Here is an 18279-nt window from a genome sequence, read left to right as displayed (position 1 = left end):
AGCCCATCACAATTAACGCCATAACTCGCCCGAGAAAAATGACCAGCAACAAATTGATTTCATTATAAATAAAATCATTATTGCGGACCTAACCCGTGAAAGCGAACGATAATCGCACGCTTCCTGGGCCGACTGCGTTGCCTGAAGCCAGGTTCAGTGATTTGATAAATGAGCGATTAACGGCGATACGTTCGATTATCGCACACATCACATTAACGACAGCGAGGGAGGCGATAATCGCCCGGCTCCGTCCCCCGCTCTGGCTGCCAGGAATGCTGTATGCATAAAACAACCATCGATATTCAGGCTTTTATCAACGAACATCCGTTTACGAAGTACCAGTGGATGATTCTGGCCCTGTGTTTTATCACCGTCGCGATGGACGGGTTTGATACCGCCATCATCGGTTTTATTGCCTCTGACCTCGTGCAGGAATGGGGCGTGGAAAAATCCGCGTTAGGCCCGGTGATGAGCGCTGCGCTCGTCGGTCTGGCGGTGGGCGCGCTGACCGCAGGCCCCTTGGCCGACCGCATTGGCCGAAAAAAAGTGCTGCTTATGTCGATTGTGGTTTTCGGTAGCTTTAGTCTGTTAACTGCCTTCGCCACCAGCCTGAATCAACTGACGCTGTTGCGCTTTCTGACCGGCCTCGGGCTGGGTGCCGCCATGCCAAACGCGGCAACGCTGATGAGCGAGTATGCGCCGGAACGCCGTCGCGCGTTGCTGGTCAATCTGATGTTCGTCGGGTTCCCGATGGGATCTTCGCTGGGTGGATTCCTCTCGGCCTGGATGATTCCGCATTACGGCTGGCAAAGCGTGCTGATACTGGGCGGCGTGATGCCTCTGCTGCTTGCCGTCGCGCTGGTGTTCTTACTGCCGGAATCGGCGCGCTATCTGGTGGTCAAGCGCCAGCCATCGCAGCGCATTGCCGCCATTCTGCGCCGTATTGCCCCGCTGCCTGACCAGGTTGAATTCGAGCTGCGCGAAGCCGGCCAGGTGAAAGACAAATCGGCCCTTGCGGTTATTTTCTCCCCCCGTTATCTCGTCGGTACCCTGATGCTGTGCATGACCTACTTTTTGGGGCTGCTGATTTTCTATTTATTGACCAGCTGGCTTCCGCTGCTGATTCGCGAAACCGGCGCGTCAATGAGCCAGGCTTCGATTATCACCGCGCTGTTCCCGCTGGGCGGCGGCATCGGGGTGCTGATCCTCGGCGCCCTGATGGACAAGATTAACCCCAATAAAGTGGTCGCCGTAGGCTGGCTGCTGACCGGCGTTTTCGTCTTTCTGGTCGGCTTCTCAACCAACAGTCTGGTGCTAATGGGCGTGATGGTCTTTATTGCCGGCAGCATTATGAACGGCGCGCAATCATCAATGCCGGCCCTGGCCGCCGGATTTTATCCCACCCAGGGCCGGGCGACCGGCGTCGCCTGGATGCTGGGCATCGGCCGGTTTGGCGGGATCCTTGGTGCCTTCAGCGGCGCCTTCCTGATGCAGGCGCAGCTCTCCTTCGTGACCATCTTTACCTTGCTGTCGATTCCGGCGTTTTTATCCGCCATCGCGCTGCTGGTGAAATATAAGACCAGCAAGAGCCAGCCGATATCTGCGCAGGCGAAAGCCGACAATATGCAAAAAGCCTGACCCTCAGGCCAGCGGGCAACCGCTGGCCTTGCAGATTTCGTCTCTGTTTACAAAAATTTTCTCTTGCGACACGTCTGATGATTAATCATCACCTTATCTGCCGTTTTCATCCCCGAATACCCGTTCAGACGATAGGCTGCCTGCACATAATCACCCCCGTGACTATTTTTTGCGTTTTTTCTGACTATTCTTAATAGGCTTCACTAAATATCTCTTTTGCTGTGTGACAGAAGGAGTTCTCAATGGAATATAAAGATCCCGTGTTTGAACTGCTTAGCAGCCTGGAACAAATTGTTTTTAAAGATATTTCGCAAACGATCGCCCAGCCTCGTAAGCAGACCGCATGTAGCGAGTTTGAACAGCTTCGCAAAGGCACTGGCCTGAAAATTGATGATTTTGCCAATGCCATGGGCGTCAGCGTGGCGATGGTACAAGAGTGGGAGTCAAGACGGGTGAAGCCCTCACCCACGGAACTCAAATTAATGCGCCTGATTCAGGCAAACCCGCAGCTTTCAAGGCAGCTTATTGACTAAAGTTCTATAATAAGAATCAGGTCTGGTTACGGTCCTTATATCGGGACCGTTTTTATTTCTGTGAAAAAAGGTTTGCTATCGCACCGCAAAAATGAGTTAATGCTCGCAGGTTTGATGTACAGACCACAGAGCATTAGTATAGAGTAGTCCTTGAGCGGTTATCATAGATACCCCGGTAGTGAACTTTCCCTTTATAGCTTCAAATCTGTAGTCCAGACCGTATCGCCGAAAGGTTCATTTATTATTTAAAGGTATTTCGCTATGTCCGGTAAAATGACTGGTATCGTAAAATGGTTCAACGCTGACAAAGGCTTCGGCTTCATCACTCCTGATGACGGTTCTAAAGATGTATTCGTACACTTCTCCGCTATCATGAACGATGGCTACAAATCTCTGGATGAAGGTCAGAAAGTTTCCTTCACCATCGAAAGCGGCGCTAAAGGCCCGGCAGCTGGTAACGTAACCAGCCTGTAAGCTTAAATTAAGCTCAGAATTTAAGATCCCTGCCTCGCGGCGGGGATTTTTTTTATCTGCTAATAAAAAACCGCCGCTCATCAGAGGGCGGTTTTTTGTCTTTAAAGCGCTGAGAAATGCCAGCCATCCTCCTGCCACGCCAGAGAGTGGGTCAGCCGCAGGCCGCGCAAAAAATCCTCATCATGAGAGACGACAATCATCGCGCCAGGAAAGGTGGTTAAAGCCGACTCAATAGCCCGAACGGAAGCCAAATCAAGATGGTTTGTCGGCTCATCCAGCAGCAGAAGCTGCGCCGCTTCACGCCGCCACAGCACGCAGGCCAGCGCGGCTTTGAGCCGTTCGCCGCCGCTTAAAGCCGACAGCGGCAGATTAATTTTATCCGCGCCCAGCTGCAGCCGGGCAAGGCGGCTGCGTAATACACCCGCCTCCAGCGGTGTATCATCAAGATTAAGGTGCGCCATTACCGACAGCGACAGGTCCAGCTGCGTGAGATGCTGATCCAGCCAGGCCGCCTGCACCGACACCCGGCACTCGCCGGATAGCGGTGATTCCAGACCGACCAACGTTTTCAGCAGCGTGGTTTTCCCGCAGCCATTGGGGCCACGTAACGCCACGCGCAGCGGCCCGTCAAGACGCCAGTCGAGTGGTGGCATGGCAGAGAATGCCAGCTGCAAAGCTTCCAGGACCAACACCTGTTTGCCAGCGGCAACCTGGCTTCCCGGCAGAGTGAACATCACCGCGGCGTCCTCCTCCACCCGCTCACGGGCCTGGACAACCGCGGCATTCAGCGCGCTATTTTGCTCCCGGTGCTGGCGATGCAGTGTGCCAGGCCGCTCCTTCGCCGCCCCTTTATATTTTACCCGTTCAAAAGAGGCGATATTCAGTGTATCCACCACGCGCAGCGTCTGAGCAGAACGCCTCTGGCTGGCATCGTGTTCTTTTTGCATCCGCGCGCGCGTGCGACGACGCTCGGTGGCGGCATGGTCTAGCGCCGCGCGCGCCGCCTGCTGCTCCGCATCGCGCTGCAGTTGATAATCGGCATAGTTACCGCCGTAGCTTCGCAACGCACCGGGCGTCAGTTCGAGTATGCGCGACATACGGGCCAACAGCGCACGATCGTGACTGGCTATCAACGCCCCGCCAGGCCAGCATTCAAGCTGGTGATACAGCCAGTCGCGCCCCTGCCTGTCCAGGTGATTGGTTGGCTCATCCAGCAGCAGGTAATCGGCCGCGGAGAGAAAGGCGCCGCACAGCAGAGCTTTCACCCGCTCCCCGCCGCTCAATGATGATGCGGGTTGGTCAGGATCGAAATCCGCTAAACCGGCCTGGCGGAAACCTGCACTCAGGCGATCCGGGAGATCCCAGAAACCTTCGAGGCAATCGACATCGTCAGCCAGGGCCTCACCACGCCCGAGGCGCTGCAAGGCAGCAAAGTGTGGTCCGTAGCCCAGCAGTGCGGCTAACGTGGTCTGCGGGGTTATCGTGTGCTGCTGAGCAACACAGGCCAGAGAAACGGGCCGTTCAATATGTCCGCCAGAAGGCGTATCGATACCGGCCAGCAGGCGCAGAAGGCGGGTTTTCCCGACGCCATTACGCCCGACCAGGCCACAGAGGGAATTTTCCAGCGAGACATTCAACGGGCCAAAAAGCGTTTCTCCCGTCGCAAACTGACAGGTGACCTGATGCAAAATAAAAGAGGGGGATTGGGCACAATGGGCCATAAGCACTCCTGAATGAAATTCATACTTCCCCTACAGACGCAGTGCGCCAGCAAGGACCGAATTCAGCAGGTGTGTTTATCCATTTTCAGTGTGCTCTCTGTGAGACGAGGGGTTCGTCGGGGCACAGGATAGCCATACTCGCCCCTTCATTTCAAGATGAATTTTTCAGCAAACGCGTTCGGGCTGAGCGGTTCTCCCGCAGCAGGAACGTCAAACGACCTCGAAATCACCCCGTTTTACACGCTTACTTTTCATTCTATTTTTTTGAATGAGATGCGCAAATTGTTCCAATTTTAATCGATCGATAATCGTTCTATTATTTATCACATCAGAGCAACAACGCTCTATATCAAACAAAATCACTTAAGGAATACGACCATGAAATCCATCAAAACTTTCGTTGCAGTTTCTGCTCTTTCTCTGATGTCTTTCGGTGCTTTCGCACAGAGCGTCAGCTCCACCGCCTCCACGCTGGATCGCGCTGAAGCAAAAATTGCCGCCCAGGCCGCAGAACAAGGTGCCTCTTATAAAATTACCAGCGCCCAGTTCAATAACCGCGTGCACATGACCGCAGAACTGACCAAATAACGCAATCTGCTCTGCCGGGCCGCCGAAGGTTAACCAGACAGGCGACAACGACAGCACGATGAAAAGGAAGATAAAATGAAAAATCTCAGCGCGATCGCTGCCCTGTTTCTGGCCGCTTCATTGTCATCCGGTGCCATCGCCGCAGAGCATCGCCCCGCGCAGCCGGAAGCCGGGTCCAACATGGATACCTCAGTGCATCAGAACCGTATTAACGTCAGCCACGCTTTTGATAAAGAGAGTCTGACCGCGGGGAATTTGCAGTAAATCTGGCCGCCGAAAGGCGTCCGGGTGGGCGAGAGAGTCGCTTACCGGCATAAAAAAACCTGCCCCAGGGCAGGTTTTTTGTTATGCAAAACAGGCGATTATTGCAGCAGGGAAATATCCGCCACCTGCAGGAACAGGTCACGCAGTTTCGACAGCAGCGTCAGACGGTTGATACGGACCTCTTTATCTTCCGCATTGACCATCACGTTTTCGAAGAACTCATCTACCGGTTCACGCAGGGAAGCCAGTTCGATCAGCGCTTCCTGATAACGGCCTTCGGCGAAGAACGGCTGCAGTTTGTCGCGCAGTACCACCAGATGGGTCGCCAGCTTGATCTCTGCGGCTTCTTTCAGCACGGAAGCGTGGACGGCGTCGTTCAGCGTCTCTTCGGATTTCGCAAGGATGTTGGACACGCGCTTGTTGGCTGCTGCCAGCGCGGCCGCTTCTTCCAGCGTACGGAAGTGAGACACCGCTTTCATGCGCGCGTCGAAATCAGCCGGACGAGTCGGACGACGTGCCAGTACCGCCTGGATGGTGTCGACCGTGTAGCCTTCATCCTGGTACCAGGCGCGGAAACGGCCCAGCATGAAGTCAATGACGTCATCGACTACGTTGGCGTTCGTCAGCTTATCACCGTACAGACGCGCCGCTTCTTCGGTCAGCGTTTGTAGGTCCAGGTTCAGGTTCTTCTCAACGATGATACGCAGCACGCCGAGCGCGGCACGACGCAGCGCAAACGGGTCTTTATCGCCCTTCGGATGCTGGCCGATGCCGAAGATGCCCGCGAGGGTATCCATTTTATCGGCGATCGCCACGGCGCAGGCGACAGGGTTAGACGGCAGGTCATCACCGGCAAAGCGCGGCTGATACTGCTCGTTCAGCGCCACCGCCACATCTTCGGCTTCACCATCGTGACGCGCGTAGTGCATGCCCATGATGCCCTGGGTGTCGGTAAACTCGAACACCATGTTGGTCATCAGGTCACACTTGGAGAGCAGGCCCGCACGCGTGGCATGGTTCACGTCTGCGCCAATTTGGCCCGCAATCCAGCCCGCCAGGGCCTGAATGCGGTCAGTCTTGTCGCGCAGCGTACCCAGCTGCTGTTGGAACAGCACGGTTTGCAGACGCGGCAGATGATCTTCCAGACGCTTTTTACGGTCGGTGTTGAAGAAGAACTCGGCATCCGCCAGACGCGGACGAACCACTTTTTCGTTCCCGGAGATAATCTGCAGCGGATCTTTCGACTCGATGTTGGTGACGAAAATAAAGTTCGGCAGCAGTTTGCCGTCATTGCCATAAACCGGGAAGTACTTCTGGTCGCCTTTCATGGTGTAAACCAGCGCTTCTGCCGGTACCGCGAGGAATTTCTCTTCGAATTTCGCGGTCAGCACCACCGGCCATTCCACCAGAGAGGCCACTTCTTCCAGCAGGCTTTCGCTCAGATCGGCATTGCCGCCAATTTTGCGCGCCGCGTCTTCGGCATCGGCCTTAATTTTGGCTTTACGCTGCTCGTAGTCAGCAATGACTTTGCCGCGCTCAACCAGAATTTGCGGGTATTGATCGGCATTGTCGATGGTGAATTCCGGTTCGCCCATAAAGCGATGGCCGCGAATCACGCGATCGGAGGCAATGCCCAGAATGGTTGCCGGAACGACTTTGTCGCCCAGCAGCAGGGTCACGGTGTGAACCGGACGCACGAACTGCACGTCGGACGCGCCCCAGCGCATCAGTTTCGGGATCGGCAGTTTTGCCAGCGACGTCGCCACCATGTTCGGCAGCAGCGCTTCCGCGCTTTCGCCCTTCACATGCGCACGATACAGCAGCCATTCACCTTTGTCGGTGACCATGCGCTCGGCCTGGTCAATGGTGATACCGCAGCCACGCGCCCAGCCTTCGGCCGCTTTGCTCGGTTTGCCTTCCGCGTCGAACGCAGCAGAAACCGCCGGGCCGCGTTTTTCGACTTCGCGATCGGGCTGAGCCGCCGCCAGGCCAGCGACTTTCAGCGCCAGACGGCGAGGAGCAGCGAACCACTCGACGTTGCCGTGAGCGAGGCCAGCGTTATCCAGCTCCGCGGTAAAGTTCGCAGCAAAAGATTCCGCCAGGCTGCGCAGGGCTTTTGGTGGCAGCTCTTCGGTGCCGATTTCCACCAGGAAAGTTTTTTCAGACATGGCCGCCTCTTATTTATTCTTGTTGCACATCGGGAAGCCCAGGGCTTCACGGGAAGCGTAATACGCTTCTGCCACGGCTTTGGTCAGGGTGCGAATGCGCAGAATATAGCGCTGACGCTCGGTGACGGAGATGGCTTTACGCGCGTCCAGCAGGTTGAAGCTGTGGGCGGCTTTCAGAATGCGCTCGTAGGCAGGCAGCGGCAGCGGGTTTTCCAGCGCCAGCAGCTGCTGCGCTTCTTTCTCATACTGCTCGAAGCAGGAGAACAGGAAGTCGACGTCTGCGTATTCAAAGTTGTAGGTGGACTGCTCCACTTCGTTCTGATGGAACACGTCGCCGTAGGTGGTTTTACCCAGCGGACCGTCGCTCCAGACCAGGTCGTAAACGCTGTCAACGCCCTGAATGTACATCGCCAGACGTTCCAGACCGTAGGTGATCTCGCCGGTCACCGGCTTACACTCCAGGCCACCGACCTGCTGGAAGTAGGTGAACTGCGTCACTTCCATCCCGTTCAGCCACACTTCCCAGCCGAGACCCCAGGCACCCAGCGTCGGGTTTTCCCAGTTGTCTTCCACGAAGCGGATGTCGTGAATGGTCGGATCCATACCCAGCTCTTTCAAAGACCCGAGGTACAGCTCCTGAATGTTGTCCGGCGAGGGCTTAATGACCACCTGGAACTGATAGTAGTGCTGTAAGCGGTTCGGGTTTTCGCCGTAGCGGCCGTCGGTCGGGCGACGGGAAGGCTGCACATAGGCAGTCGCCATCGGCTCTGGCCCCAGCGCACGCAGACAGGTCATTGGATGAGAGGTGCCGGCGCCAACTTCCATGTCCAGTGGTTGAACAATGGTGCAGCCCTGACGAGCCCAGTAATCCTGTAAGGTCAGGATCAGGCCCTGGAAGGTCCTGGTATCAAACTTTTGCATATTATTTCGTGCTGGATACGTGTGGATTTAAAGGAAGGGATCAGTATACCCGCTGGCTGCGAGATATACAGTACGAAACGGCGCTGTTTAAATAAAATTGCGGAAATTAACGCCATCACGCGGCATCAGGGGCCGATTTAGCGCATAGAAAGATGTAAAAACTGCCCGTCTGGATCGAAAGAACAGATAAAGTGCTCATTCTGCGATGTCAGCCCCGATAGCTCGTAGCTCCCCTGGAACTGCTCGAAGCGGCTAACGTCGACCATACGGGGCCCCGTGCTGTAGCGTTTTGCCGCCTGATCCTTGCAAAGTTGCTCCATGTTCAGGGTAATTTGCGGCGTAATCCGCGCACGTTGCGCTTTCTGCACCGGCTGAGGCGGCTGTTGGCTGCAGCCCGCCAGCAGGAGCAATAACAGTCCAGAAAAGAAATATTTCATCACTATTTTCCTCAACCGCCTTGTTAGCAAATTGTTATCGTGCAGGTTACGTGAAATTACCGGGGCATTGTGCGAATCTCTCCGCATCTCTACAAGAGCGTCGCGGCAAACTCGGAATTTTCCATTGCGACGTGGCCGGCCTGGAGGAGTCAGACCCTCTTTAAGAAGGAGCAACTGAGGTACCGATGCAGGAAAAAATAAACTGGATAACGAGTTTGCGCGGCATCGCATGCATGATGGTAGTGATGATCCACAGCACCACCTGGTACATCACCCATCCCCATTCCATCAGCCTGGTGGAATGGGATATGGCCAACCTGCTCAACTCCGCCTCTCGCGTCAGCGTCCCGCTCTTCTTCATGATGTCTGGGTACCTGTTTTTTGGCGAACGCAGCGCCCAGCCGCGGCACTTTCTGCGTATCGTGCTGTGCGTGCTGTTTTACAGCACCGTGTCGCTGCTCTACATCTCCCTGTTTACCCATATCAACGTTGAGCTCTCGCTAAGAAACCTGCTGCAAAAGCCGGTGTTCTATCACCTGTGGTTTTTCTTCGCGATTATCGTCATCTACCTGCTCTCGCCGCTTATTCAGGTTAAGCAGGTCAGCGGCAAGATGCTGCTGGCGCTGATGCTGGTCATCGGCATTCTCGCCAACCCCAATATGGTCAGCGTAAAAGCGGGCGGTATCGAATGGCTGCCGCTCAATCTCTATATCAGCGGCGATGCCTTTTACTACGTGCTGTACGGCGTGCTTGGCCGGGCGATTGGCATGATGGAGACGGATAAAAAATGGCTGACTCTGCTGTGTGCCGCGCTGTTTGCCTGCGCCGTGTGGGTGATATCGCGCGGAACGCTGCACGAGCTTAAGTGGCGCGGCGACTTCGGCGATACCTGGTATTTATACTGCGGTCCGGCGGTGTTTGTGTGCGCGGTATCCCTGCTGACGCTGGCGAAAAACACCCTCAACTCGCGTCAGATCCCCGTTCTGGCGCTCATCGCCCGCCACTCGCTGGGGATCTACGGCTTTCATGCGCTGATTATCCACGCGCTGCGGGCCAGCGGCCTGGAGCTCACCCGCTGGCCGCTGCTGGATATTCTGTGGATCTTTAGCGCCGCCCTGCTGGGCAGCCTGCTGCTGTCGGCGCTGGTGCAGCGCTTCGACACGCGCCGGCTGGTGAGCTAGCTCCACGGTCAAACCCGCTCCCGCACGGGAGCGGATCGCCGCTACGACATCAGCGGGAGAAGCTGCTGATAAATCTGACGGAAGGTTTCGCGACGCGGAGCATAGAGCGCGACGCGTTCGCTATTCGGACGATGAGCCTGCTCAAGCGGCAGCTGGGGCAGCAGGTCCGCCCAGGACTCCCCTTGATGCAGCGCCAGCTGCGCGAGTCTCGCGGCGCCCAGCGCCGGCCCAACGTCGCCGCCGGTGCGGTAATCCAGCTGCTGGCCGCTGATATCAGCCAGCATCTGCCGCCACCAGGCGCTGCGGGCGCCGCCGCCAATCAGAGTGATGCTCTGCGGGGTCACGCCGCAGGCATGCACCACATCCATCCCATCGGCTAATGCGTAACCCACCCCTTCCAGTACCGCACGCGCCAGTTCTGCCGGGCCGTGCTGATGCGTCAGGCCAAAAAACACGCCTTTAGCATGAGGGTTGTTATGCGGCGTGCGCTCGCCGGAAAGATAGGGCAAAAACCAGATGGGATCGGCATTTTCACTCGCCGATTCCGCCGCCGCCAGCAGCGCAGGCACCGTACCGAGACCGGTCAGTTTTGCCGCCCAGTCGAGGCAGGAAGCGGCGCTCAACATCACCGACATCAAATGCCAGCGTCCCGGCAGGGCGTGGCAAAAGCTGTGTACGGCGCTTTCAGGTTTGCTGAGAAAACCATTGCTGACGGCAAAATAGACCCCGGAGGTTCCCAGGGACAACATCGCCTGTCCGGCATCCGCCATGCCGACGCCTACCGCACCGGCAGCATTATCGCCGCCGCCAGCGACCACCAGCGCCTGTGGCATATTCCACGCCTGGGCGATAGCGGGGCGCAGTGTTCCCGTCACTTCACAGCCTTCAAATAACGCCGGCATATTATCGCGGCTCAGGCCGCAGGCGGCGAGCAGCTCATCGCTCCAGTCGCGTTTGGCCACATCCAGCCACATCGTCCCGGCGGCGTCCGACATATCGCTGGCAAACTCACCGGTCATGCGCAGGCGGAGATAATCTTTCGGCAACAGCACCTTATCCACCTGGCGGAAGATATCGGGTTCATGGTGCTGCACCCAAAGTAATTTTGGCGCCGTAAACCCCGGCATCATCAGGTTACCGGCAATTTGCCGCGAGCGGCTTACCGCTTTTTCCAGCTGGACACACTCGTCGCCGCTGCGGCCGTCATTCCACAAAATAGCCGGGCGCAGCACCCGCTGATGTTTATCCAGCAGCGTTGCACCGTGCATCTGCCCGGCGATCCCTACCGCTTTTACATCGCGCAGAGCGTGCTGTTCACCCAACGCTTTCATTGCGCGGTCCGTCGCCTGCCACCAGTGCTCCGGGTCTTGCTCGGACCATAGCGGGTGTGGGCGCGATACGGTGAGGGGCGCAGTGTGCGAAGCCAGCACCTCACCTTGCTCATTGAGCAAAATGGCCTTGACGCCCGAGGTGCCCAAATCAATCCCGATGTACATACGGTCTCTCCTTAACAGTGCGCCACGGCTAACCGTGGCGCAAGAAAGCGTGCTCTCACTCATACCCGGAAACGCCGGGTATCCTTATTACTTATCAAAGAGATAATGGTTAACCAGGTTTTCCAGCTGCTCCTGATGGCCGCTCTGATGCTGGGGAGCCAGATTATGCTGCGCCGCGTACTGCGCAATCTCCGTCAGCGTCATCTGCCCTTTCAGGATTTGCTGACCCAGGTCGCCATTCCAGCCGGCATAGCGTTTCGCGACCCGCTTATCCAGCTCGCCCTCTTCGATCATACGGGCCGCCACTTTCAGCGACAGCGCCATCGTATCCATCGCCCCAATATGACCATAGAACAGATCGTATTTATCGGTGCTCTGACGACGAACTTTGGCATCAAAATTCAGGCCGCCGGTGGTAAAGCCACCGGCTTTAAGAATTTCATACATCACCAGGGCATTCTCTTCCACGCTGTTCGGGAACTGATCGGTATCCCAGCCCAGCTGCGGATCGCCGCGGTTGGCATCCACGGAGCCGAACAGACCCAGCGCAATAGCGGTCGCAATCTCATGGTGGAAGGAGTGTCCGGCCAGGGTCGCATGGTTCGCTTCGATATTCAGTTTGATCTCTTTTTCGAGGCCAAACTGCTTGAGGAAACCGTAGACGGTAGAGGCATCATAATCGTACTGATGTTTGGTCGGTTCCTGCGGTTTTGGCTCAATCAGCAGCGTGCCCTGGAAGCCGATTTTATGTTTGTGTTCCACCACCAGCTGCATAAAGCGACCAATTTGCTCGCGCTCCTGGCGCAGATCGGTATTAAGCAGGGTTTCGTAGCCTTCGCGGCCGCCCCACAGAACATAGTTTTCCCCGCCCAGTTTGTGTGTGGCATTCATGGCGGTCACCACCTGAGTCGCCGCCCAGCTGAAAACCTCTGGATCCGGGTTGGTTGCCGCTCCAGCGCCGTAACGCGGGTTGGTAAAGCAGTTTGCCGTCCCCCACAGCAGCTTCACGCCGCTCTGTTCTTGCTTCGCCGCCAGGACATCGACCATCCGGGCAAAATTGTCCAGATACTCCTTCAACGACGCCCCTTCCGGAGAGACATCCACATCATGGAAGCAGTAGTACGGCACATTAAGCTTATGGAAAAACTCAAAGGCGACGTCGGCTTTACGTTTCGCCATTTCCAGCGCCTCGCCCGGCTGCTGCCACGGACGATTGAAGGAGCCCACGCCAAACATATCTGCCCCGTTCCAGCAGAAGGTATGCCAGTAGCAGGCGGCAAACCGCAGATGCTCTTCCATGCGCTTGCCCAGCACCATCTCGTCCGGGTTATAGTGACGGAACGCGAGCGGGTTGGTGGTTTTTGGGCCTTCATAACGAACGCGATCGAGTTGATCGAAATAGGTTTGCATAATGAACTCCATATTCAGGGAATGCGGCGGGTAACAAGTCATAAGCCAATATAGAATTCATGTTTTACTTTCCTCAATTACGTTATTTCACACCGCGATTGAGAGAATCCACAAACGTGCGCCAGATCGCACAACTGAATATTATCAACGCCCTCTCCACCATCCTTTCAATGACATATCAACGATATAGCTGTTTTATTTATTTTTAAAAACCAGATCGCGGTCATAAATCAGAAAACAAACTAAATTTCGTAATCCCAAAATAAGCACAGATAATTGCCAGTCCTCCGTTCACTGTTAAGAATCTACTACGTATCAGGCCGTTTCTTTACCCCGTTCGTCTTATCCTGCACTTTACAAAAAAGGCTGATTATTATGAAGATAAAGAACCTTTGCCTCACGCTCTGTGCTTCGCTCCTGCTGACCAGTATGGCGGGGATTGCGAAAGAAGTTAAGATTGGTATGGCCATTGACGATCTCCGCCTTGAGCGCTGGCAGAAAGACCGCGATATATTTGTCAACAAAGCCGAATCATTAGGCGCGAAAGTATTTGTTCAGTCCGCCAATGGTAATGAAGAAACACAAATGTCGCAAATTGAAAATATGATAAACCGCGGCGTTGACGTTCTGGTTATTATTCCCTACAACGGTCAGGTCTTAAGCAATGTGATTAAAGAAGCGAAACAGGAAGGCATTAAAGTTCTGGCCTACGACCGTATGATAAACAACGCAGATATTGATTTCTATATTTCCTTTGATAATGAAAAAGTGGGCGAAATGCAGGCCCAAAGTCTGGTGGATAAAACCCCTCAGGGAAATTACTTTCTGATGGGTGGTTCTCCGGTGGATAATAACGCCAAGCTGTTCCGTGCCGGACAAATGAAAGTCCTCAAGCCTTATATTGACGAAGGTAAAATTAAGATCGTTGGCGACCAGTGGGTTGACGGCTGGCTGCCGGAAAATGCATTAAAAATTATGGAGAACGCCCTCACCGCTAACAATAACAAAATCGATGCGGTTGTCGCTTCCAACGATGCTACCGCCGGCGGCGCGATTCAGGCATTAAGCGCGCAGGGTCTGGCGGGGAAAGTCGCCATTTCCGGCCAGGATGCCGACCTTGCTGGCGTGAAGCGCATTATTTCCGGCACGCAGACCATGACCGTCTATAAACCGATTACCACCCTTGCCACCACCGCCGCTGAAATTGCCGTCGAGCTCGGCAATGATAAAGCGCCGCATGCTGATACCTCGTTGAATAACGGACTTAAAGATGTCCCGTCCCGCCTGCTCACCCCGATCGAAGTGAATAAAGACAATATTGAACAGACGGTCATCAAAGACGGTTTCCACAAAAAGAGCGAATTATAATTCCTGACGCCCCTCGCCGGGGCGTCATTCTCGTCCAGCCGGATATCGCTTATGCGGAGCATCTATGTCCTGGTTACTAGAAATGAAAAATATCACCAAAACCTTCGGGACCGTGAAGGCGGTAGACAATATCAGCCTGCGGCTTAACGCCGGAGAAGTTGTCTCACTTTGCGGCGAAAACGGTTCTGGTAAATCCACGCTCATGAAAGTCCTGTGCGGAATTTATCCGCACGGCAGCTATGACGGTGAAATTATTTTCGCCGGTGAAACGCTTAAGCCCAATCATATTCGCGACACCGAACGCAAAGGTATCGCCATTATTCACCAGGAGCTCGCGCTGGTTAAGCACCTGAGCGTTCTGGAGAATATTTTTCTTGGCGCGGAAATCTCCCGCTATGGTCTCCTTGATTATGAAACCATGACCCTGCGCTGCCAGAAGCTGCTGGCGCAGGTGAATTTAACGATTTCACCCGATACCCGCGTCGGCGATCTCGGGCTGGGGCAGCAACAGCTGGTTGAAATTGCCAAAGCGCTCAATAAGCAGGTGCGTTTATTAATACTTGATGAACCCACCGCCTCATTAACCGAGCAGGAAACGGCCATTCTGCTGGATATCATTCGCGATCTGCAGGCCCACGGCATCGCCTGTATTTATATTTCCCACAAGTTGAATGAGGTGAAAGCCATCTCAGACACCATCTGCGTCATTCGCGACGGCCAGCATATCGGCACCCGCGACGCCAGCGGCATGAATGAAGATGATGTGATAACCATGATGGTTGGCCGCGAACTCACCGCCCTCTACCCGAACGAGCCGCACGCCTGCGGCGACGAAATTCTACGCGTCGAGCATTTGACCGCCTGGCATCCGGTCAACCGGCACATTAAGCGGGTCAACGATATCTCTTTTTCACTGCGTCGCGGTGAAATCCTCGGCATTGCCGGACTGGTCGGCGCCGGGCGTACCGAGGCCGTACAGTGCCTGTTTGGCGTCTGGCCGGGACGCTGGGAAGGGAAAGTGTTTATTGACGGTCAACCGGTGGCTATCCACCACTGCCAGCAGGCTATCGCCCACGGTATTGCCATGGTCCCTGAGGACCGTAAGAAAGACGGGATCGTGCCGGTGATGGCGGTAGGTAAGAACATCACTCTGGCGGCGTTAAGTCAGTTTACCGGCCCGCTGAGCAGCCTGGATGACGCCGGGGAGCAGCACTGTATCCAGCAATCTATCCAGCGGCTGAAAATCAAAACGTCATCGCCAGAGCTGGCCATTGGCCGCCTGAGCGGCGGCAATCAACAGAAAGCGATTCTGGCCCGCTGCCTGTTGCTGAATCCGCGCATCCTGATTCTCGATGAACCCACTCGCGGCATCGATATCGGTGCGAAATACGAAATCTACAAATTGATTAATCAGCTGGTGCAGCAGGGGATCGCCGTCATCGTCATCTCATCAGAGCTGCCGGAAGTTCTCGGGTTAAGCGATCGGGTGCTGGTCATGCATGAAGGCAAGCTGAAAGCCAATTTAGTCAATCATCATCTGACCCAGGAGCAGGTGATGGAAGCCGCGTTGAGGAGCGAACACCATGTCGAAAAACACGTCGTCTGAGATAAAAATCATCCCGCCCGCCCCTGCCGGTCTGTCTGGATTCAAAGGGCTGAACCTTCAGGTTTTTGTGATGATCGCCGCGATTGTGGTGATTATGCTGTTCTTCACCTGGGCCACCGAAGGCGCCTATTTAAGCGCGCGAAACATTTCTAACCTGCTGCGGCAGACGGCGATCACCGGCATCCTGGCGGTCGGGATGGTGTTCGTCATTATTTCCGCCGAAATCGATCTTTCCGTGGGCTCGATGATGGGGTTGCTCGGCGGCGCGGCGGCAATTTTTGACGTCTGGCTCGGCTGGCCGCTGCCGCTGACCATTGCGGTCACCCTGGTGATGGGGCTGGTACTCGGCGCCTGGAACGGCTGGTGGGTCGCCTACCGTAAAGTCCCGTCGTTTATCGTCACCCTCGCCGGAATGCTGGCGTTCCGCGGTATTCTGATCGGGATAACCAACGGCACCACCGTCTCCCCCACCAGCCCGGCCATGTCGCAAATTGGACAAAGCTATCTGCCTGACGGCCTGGGTTTCGGTATCGGCGTCATTGGTATGGCGGCCTTTATTGTCTGGCAATGGCGCGGTCGCCTGCGTCGTCAATCCCTGGGATTAACCACATCAGCGCCAACCTCGACGGTGGCACGCCAGAGCATTACCGCGGTTATCGTGCTCGGCGCCATCTGGCTATTAAACGATTATCGCGGCGTCCCGACGCCGGTTCTCATCCTGGCAGCTCTGCTGCTGGCGGGGATGTTTATGGCCACCCGAACGGCCTTTGGCCGGCGAATTTATGCCATTGGCGGTAACCTGGAAGCGGCACGCCTGTCGGGGATTAGCGTTGAACGAACCAAGCTGGCCGTTTTCGCCATCAATGGTCTGATGGTGGCCATCGCCGGTCTGATCCTCAGTTCGCGTCTCGGTGCCGGTTCGCCTTCAGCCGGTAACATCGCCGAGCTGGATGCTATCGCCGCCTGCGTTATCGGCGGCACCAGCCTCGCCGGCGGGGTAGGCAGCGTCGCCGGCGCCGTCATGGGGGCATTTATCATGTCGGCGCTGGATAATGGTATGAGCATGATGGACGTCGCCACCTTCTGGCAGTACATCGTCAAAGGTGCCATTTTACTGCTGGCGGTATGGATGGATTCGGCGACAAAGCGCAGAACGTAAGCCCGCTTAATGGAAGAATGCCCGAATTCTATGCGCTACCACCAGATTTACGCATAAGACGCTTGTCATGATTCGGGCATTGGCCGGTATTGTATGGCCAGAAAGAGAGACCAGGAAAAGAGACTATGTTTGCAAAGCGCCACCGTATTACGCTGCTATTCAATGCCAACAAAGCCTACGACCGACAGGTGGTCGAGGGGGTAGGAGAATATTTACAGGCATCGCAACAGGAATGGGATATCTTCATCGAAGAGGATTTTCGGGCGCGTATCGAGAATATCAGGGAGTGGCTGGGCGACGGCGTGATTGCTGATTATGACGACCCGGAAATCGAAAGACTGCTGGCCGACGTCGAGGTCCCGATTGTCGGCGTCGGCGGCTCCTACCATCGCCCCGAATGCTATCCCCCGGTGCACTATATTGCGACGGATAACGCCGCGCTGGTCGAAAGCGCCTTCCTGCATCTGAAAGAAAAGGGCGTCCAGCGCTTCGCCTTTTACGGGCTGCCCACTTCCAGCGGAAAACGCTGGGCTGTCGAGCGCGAACACGCGTTTTGCCAGCTGGTCGCGAAGGAGAAATATCGCGGCGTGGTTTACCAGGGGCTGGAGACCGCGCCGGAAAACTGGCAACACGCGCAGAACCGTCTCGCGGACTGGCTGCAAACGCTCCCCCCGCAAACCGGAATCATCGCCGTGACCGATGCCCGCGCTCGCCACGTGCTTCAGGCCTGCGAGCTGCTGCATATTCCGGTGCCGGAAAAGCTGTGCGTCATCGGTATTGATAATGAAGAGCTGACCCGCTACCTGTCGCGCGTGGCGCTCTCCTCCGTCGCGCAGGGAACCCGGCAGATGGGTTACCAGGCGGCCAAGCTGCTGCATCGACTGCTGGATAAAGAGCCGCTGCCGCTGCAGCGCCGGCTGGTGCCACCGATGCGCGTCGTTGAACGACGCTCTACGGACTATCGTTCGCTCACCGACCCGTCGGTGATTCAGGCGATGCACTACATCCGCAATAACGCCTGCAAAGGCATCAAGGTCGAGCAGGTGCTGGATGCCGTCGGTATCTCCCGCTCTAACCTCGAGAAGCGCTTCAAGGAGGAGGTCGGCGACACCATTCACTCCATCATTCACAGAGAGAAACTCGAAAAGGCCCGCAGCCTGCTGGTCTCCACCACGCTATCGATTAATGAAATTTCGCAAATGTGCGGCTATCCGTCGCTGCAATATTTCTATTCGGTATTTAAGAAAGAGTACGACGTGACGCCGAAGGAGTACCGGGATCGGCACAGTGAAGTGATGATGTAGGGCCGGTGAGA

16 protein-coding genes are annotated in these 18279 nt (G+C 55.8%); 10 read left to right on the top strand and 6 right to left on the bottom strand.

Annotation, left to right across the window (positions count from 1 at the left end; all coding sequences use genetic code 11):
- The first annotated feature begins 279 nt into the window (after nt 1-279).
- The 3 genes from ROR01S_RS16680 (at nt 280) to cspE (ending at nt 2645) form a co-directional block, all read left to right on the top strand.
- Nucleotides 280-1638, top strand: a complete 1359-nt coding sequence (locus tag ROR01S_RS16680; protein WP_004868795.1) for an MFS transporter — start codon at nt 280-282, stop codon at nt 1636-1638.
- Nucleotides 1639-1880: 242 nt separating this feature from the next.
- On the top strand, nt 1881-2171 hold the full coding sequence (locus ROR01S_RS16675; protein WP_004868797.1) for an HTH-type transcriptional regulator: 291 nt from the start codon (nt 1881-1883) through the stop codon (nt 2169-2171).
- A 261-nt stretch (nt 2172-2432) separates the two neighbouring features.
- Complete coding sequence (gene cspE / locus ROR01S_RS16670; protein WP_004868803.1) at nt 2433-2645, top strand: transcription antiterminator/RNA stability regulator CspE; 213 nt, start codon at nt 2433-2435, stop codon at nt 2643-2645.
- Between the two features lie 101 nt (nt 2646-2746).
- Here cspE and ROR01S_RS16665 read toward each other — a convergent pair whose 3' ends face one another.
- Nucleotides 2747-4366 carry an ABC-F family ATP-binding cassette domain-containing protein gene (locus tag ROR01S_RS16665; RefSeq protein WP_064356587.1) on the bottom strand — a complete coding sequence of 540 codons (1620 nt, stop codon included), beginning with the start codon at nt 4364-4366 and terminating at the stop codon, nt 2747-2749.
- A 378-nt stretch (nt 4367-4744) separates the two neighbouring features.
- On the opposite strand from ROR01S_RS16665, the gene ROR01S_RS16660 reads away from it, so the two are divergent.
- Both ROR01S_RS16660 and ROR01S_RS16655 read left to right on the top strand, forming a co-directional pair.
- A complete protein-coding gene (locus ROR01S_RS16660; RefSeq protein WP_004868808.1) occupies nt 4745-4954 on the top strand; it encodes a YdgH/BhsA/McbA-like domain containing protein in 210 nt (69 codons plus the stop codon).
- A 75-nt stretch (nt 4955-5029) separates the two neighbouring features.
- Nucleotides 5030-5218 (top strand): hypothetical protein, encoded by a 189-nt coding sequence (locus tag ROR01S_RS16655; protein ID WP_004868809.1) that lies wholly within the window; start codon nt 5030-5032, stop codon nt 5216-5218.
- Between the two features lie 98 nt (nt 5219-5316).
- Here ROR01S_RS16655 and glyS read toward each other — a convergent pair whose 3' ends face one another.
- From glyS to ROR01S_RS16640, 3 genes are all read right to left on the bottom strand, one after another.
- On the bottom strand, nt 5317-7386 hold the full coding sequence (glyS, locus tag ROR01S_RS16650) for a glycine--tRNA ligase subunit beta (protein ID WP_064359699.1): 2070 nt from the start codon (nt 7384-7386) through the stop codon (nt 5317-5319).
- 9 nt (nt 7387-7395) lie between these two features.
- The gene (glyQ, locus tag ROR01S_RS16645; RefSeq protein WP_004126458.1) at nt 7396-8307 is read right to left on the bottom strand and encodes a glycine--tRNA ligase subunit alpha; all 912 of its coding nucleotides are present in this window, start codon (nt 8305-8307) and stop codon (nt 7396-7398) included.
- Nucleotides 8308-8444: 137 nt separating this feature from the next.
- Nucleotides 8445-8744 carry a YsaB family lipoprotein gene (locus tag ROR01S_RS16640; RefSeq protein ID WP_004868812.1) on the bottom strand — a complete coding sequence of 100 codons (300 nt, stop codon included), beginning with the start codon at nt 8742-8744 and terminating at the stop codon, nt 8445-8447.
- A 185-nt stretch (nt 8745-8929) separates the two neighbouring features.
- Between ROR01S_RS16640 and ROR01S_RS16635 the strand changes: the two genes are divergently transcribed.
- Nucleotides 8930-9925, top strand: a complete 996-nt coding sequence (locus ROR01S_RS16635) for an acyltransferase (protein WP_064359698.1) — start codon at nt 8930-8932, stop codon at nt 9923-9925.
- A gap of 41 nt (nt 9926-9966) precedes the next feature.
- Here ROR01S_RS16635 and xylB read toward each other — a convergent pair whose 3' ends face one another.
- Nucleotides 9967-11421, bottom strand: coding sequence for a xylulokinase (xylB, locus tag ROR01S_RS16630; RefSeq protein WP_064359697.1), 1455 nt, complete (start codon nt 11419-11421; stop codon nt 9967-9969).
- An 87-nt stretch (nt 11422-11508) separates the two neighbouring features.
- Entirely contained in the window at nt 11509-12831 is a 1323-nt protein-coding gene (gene xylA / locus ROR01S_RS16625; protein WP_004868817.1) for a xylose isomerase, read from the bottom strand.
- A gap of 375 nt (nt 12832-13206) precedes the next feature.
- Between xylA and xylF the strand changes: the two genes are divergently transcribed.
- The 4 genes from xylF to xylR all read left to right on the top strand — a co-directional run bounded on the left by xylF (nt 13207) and on the right by xylR (nt 18268).
- Nucleotides 13207-14199 (top strand): D-xylose ABC transporter substrate-binding protein, encoded by a 993-nt coding sequence (gene xylF / locus ROR01S_RS16620; protein WP_004868818.1) that lies wholly within the window; start codon nt 13207-13209, stop codon nt 14197-14199.
- Nucleotides 14200-14263: 64 nt separating this feature from the next.
- Nucleotides 14264-15805: a xylose ABC transporter ATP-binding protein gene (locus ROR01S_RS16615; RefSeq protein ID WP_004868819.1), complete on the top strand. Its 1542-nt coding sequence runs from the start codon at nt 14264-14266 to the stop codon at nt 15803-15805.
- Nucleotides 15783-16964 carry a xylose ABC transporter permease XylH gene (gene xylH / locus ROR01S_RS16610; RefSeq protein ID WP_004868822.1) on the top strand — a complete coding sequence of 394 codons (1182 nt, stop codon included), beginning with the start codon at nt 15783-15785 and terminating at the stop codon, nt 16962-16964. Before ROR01S_RS16615 ends, xylH begins: the two co-directional genes overlap by 23 nt.
- 125 nt (nt 16965-17089) lie before the next feature.
- Nucleotides 17090-18268, top strand: coding sequence for a D-xylose utilization transcriptional activator XylR (gene xylR / locus ROR01S_RS16605; protein WP_004868824.1), 1179 nt, complete (start codon nt 17090-17092; stop codon nt 18266-18268).
- The last annotated feature ends 11 nt before the right edge of the window (nt 18269-18279 follow it).

Origin of the sequence: Klebsiella ornithinolytica NBRC 105727 = ATCC 31898 (assembly GCF_001598295.1) — a bacterium.
In the GTDB taxonomy this organism is placed as follows: domain Bacteria; phylum Pseudomonadota; class Gammaproteobacteria; order Enterobacterales; family Enterobacteriaceae; genus Klebsiella; species Klebsiella ornithinolytica.
Note: the sequence above shows the minus strand (reverse complement) of the source record. Positions and strands in the feature narration are given on the sequence as shown.

What these genes read in the sequence shown, in the direction of transcription:
- ROR01S_RS16680 (WP_004868795.1), top strand. Translation starts at nt 280, where the DNA reads ATGCATAAAACAACCATCGATATTCAGGCTTTTATCAACGAACATCCG.
- cspE (WP_004868803.1), top strand. Translation starts at nt 2,433, where the DNA reads ATGTCCGGTAAAATGACTGGTATCGTAAAATGGTTCAACGCTGACAAA.
- ROR01S_RS16640 (WP_004868812.1), bottom strand. Translation starts at nt 8,744, where the DNA reads ATGAAATATTTCTTTTCTGGACTGTTATTGCTCCTGCTGGCGGGCTGC.
- xylA (WP_004868817.1), bottom strand. Translation starts at nt 12,831, where the DNA reads ATGCAAACCTATTTCGATCAACTCGATCGCGTTCGTTATGAAGGCCCA.
- ROR01S_RS16660 (WP_004868808.1), top strand. Translation starts at nt 4,745, where the DNA reads ATGAAATCCATCAAAACTTTCGTTGCAGTTTCTGCTCTTTCTCTGATG.
- xylH (WP_004868822.1), top strand. Translation starts at nt 15,783, where the DNA reads ATGTCGAAAAACACGTCGTCTGAGATAAAAATCATCCCGCCCGCCCCT.
- xylR (WP_004868824.1), top strand. Translation starts at nt 17,090, where the DNA reads ATGTTTGCAAAGCGCCACCGTATTACGCTGCTATTCAATGCCAACAAA.
- glyQ (WP_004126458.1), bottom strand. Translation starts at nt 8,307, where the DNA reads ATGCAAAAGTTTGATACCAGGACCTTCCAGGGCCTGATCCTGACCTTA.
- xylF (WP_004868818.1), top strand. Translation starts at nt 13,207, where the DNA reads ATGAAGATAAAGAACCTTTGCCTCACGCTCTGTGCTTCGCTCCTGCTG.
- glyS (WP_064359699.1), bottom strand. Translation starts at nt 7,386, where the DNA reads ATGTCTGAAAAAACTTTCCTGGTGGAAATCGGCACCGAAGAGCTGCCA.
- ROR01S_RS16665 (WP_064356587.1), bottom strand. Translation starts at nt 4,366, where the DNA reads ATGGCCCATTGTGCCCAATCCCCCTCTTTTATTTTGCATCAGGTCACC.
- xylB (WP_064359697.1), bottom strand. Translation starts at nt 11,421, where the DNA reads ATGTACATCGGGATTGATTTGGGCACCTCGGGCGTCAAGGCCATTTTG.
- ROR01S_RS16675 (WP_004868797.1), top strand. Translation starts at nt 1,881, where the DNA reads ATGGAATATAAAGATCCCGTGTTTGAACTGCTTAGCAGCCTGGAACAA.
- ROR01S_RS16655 (WP_004868809.1), top strand. Translation starts at nt 5,030, where the DNA reads ATGAAAAATCTCAGCGCGATCGCTGCCCTGTTTCTGGCCGCTTCATTG.
- ROR01S_RS16635 (WP_064359698.1), top strand. Translation starts at nt 8,930, where the DNA reads ATGCAGGAAAAAATAAACTGGATAACGAGTTTGCGCGGCATCGCATGC.
- ROR01S_RS16615 (WP_004868819.1), top strand. Translation starts at nt 14,264, where the DNA reads ATGTCCTGGTTACTAGAAATGAAAAATATCACCAAAACCTTCGGGACC.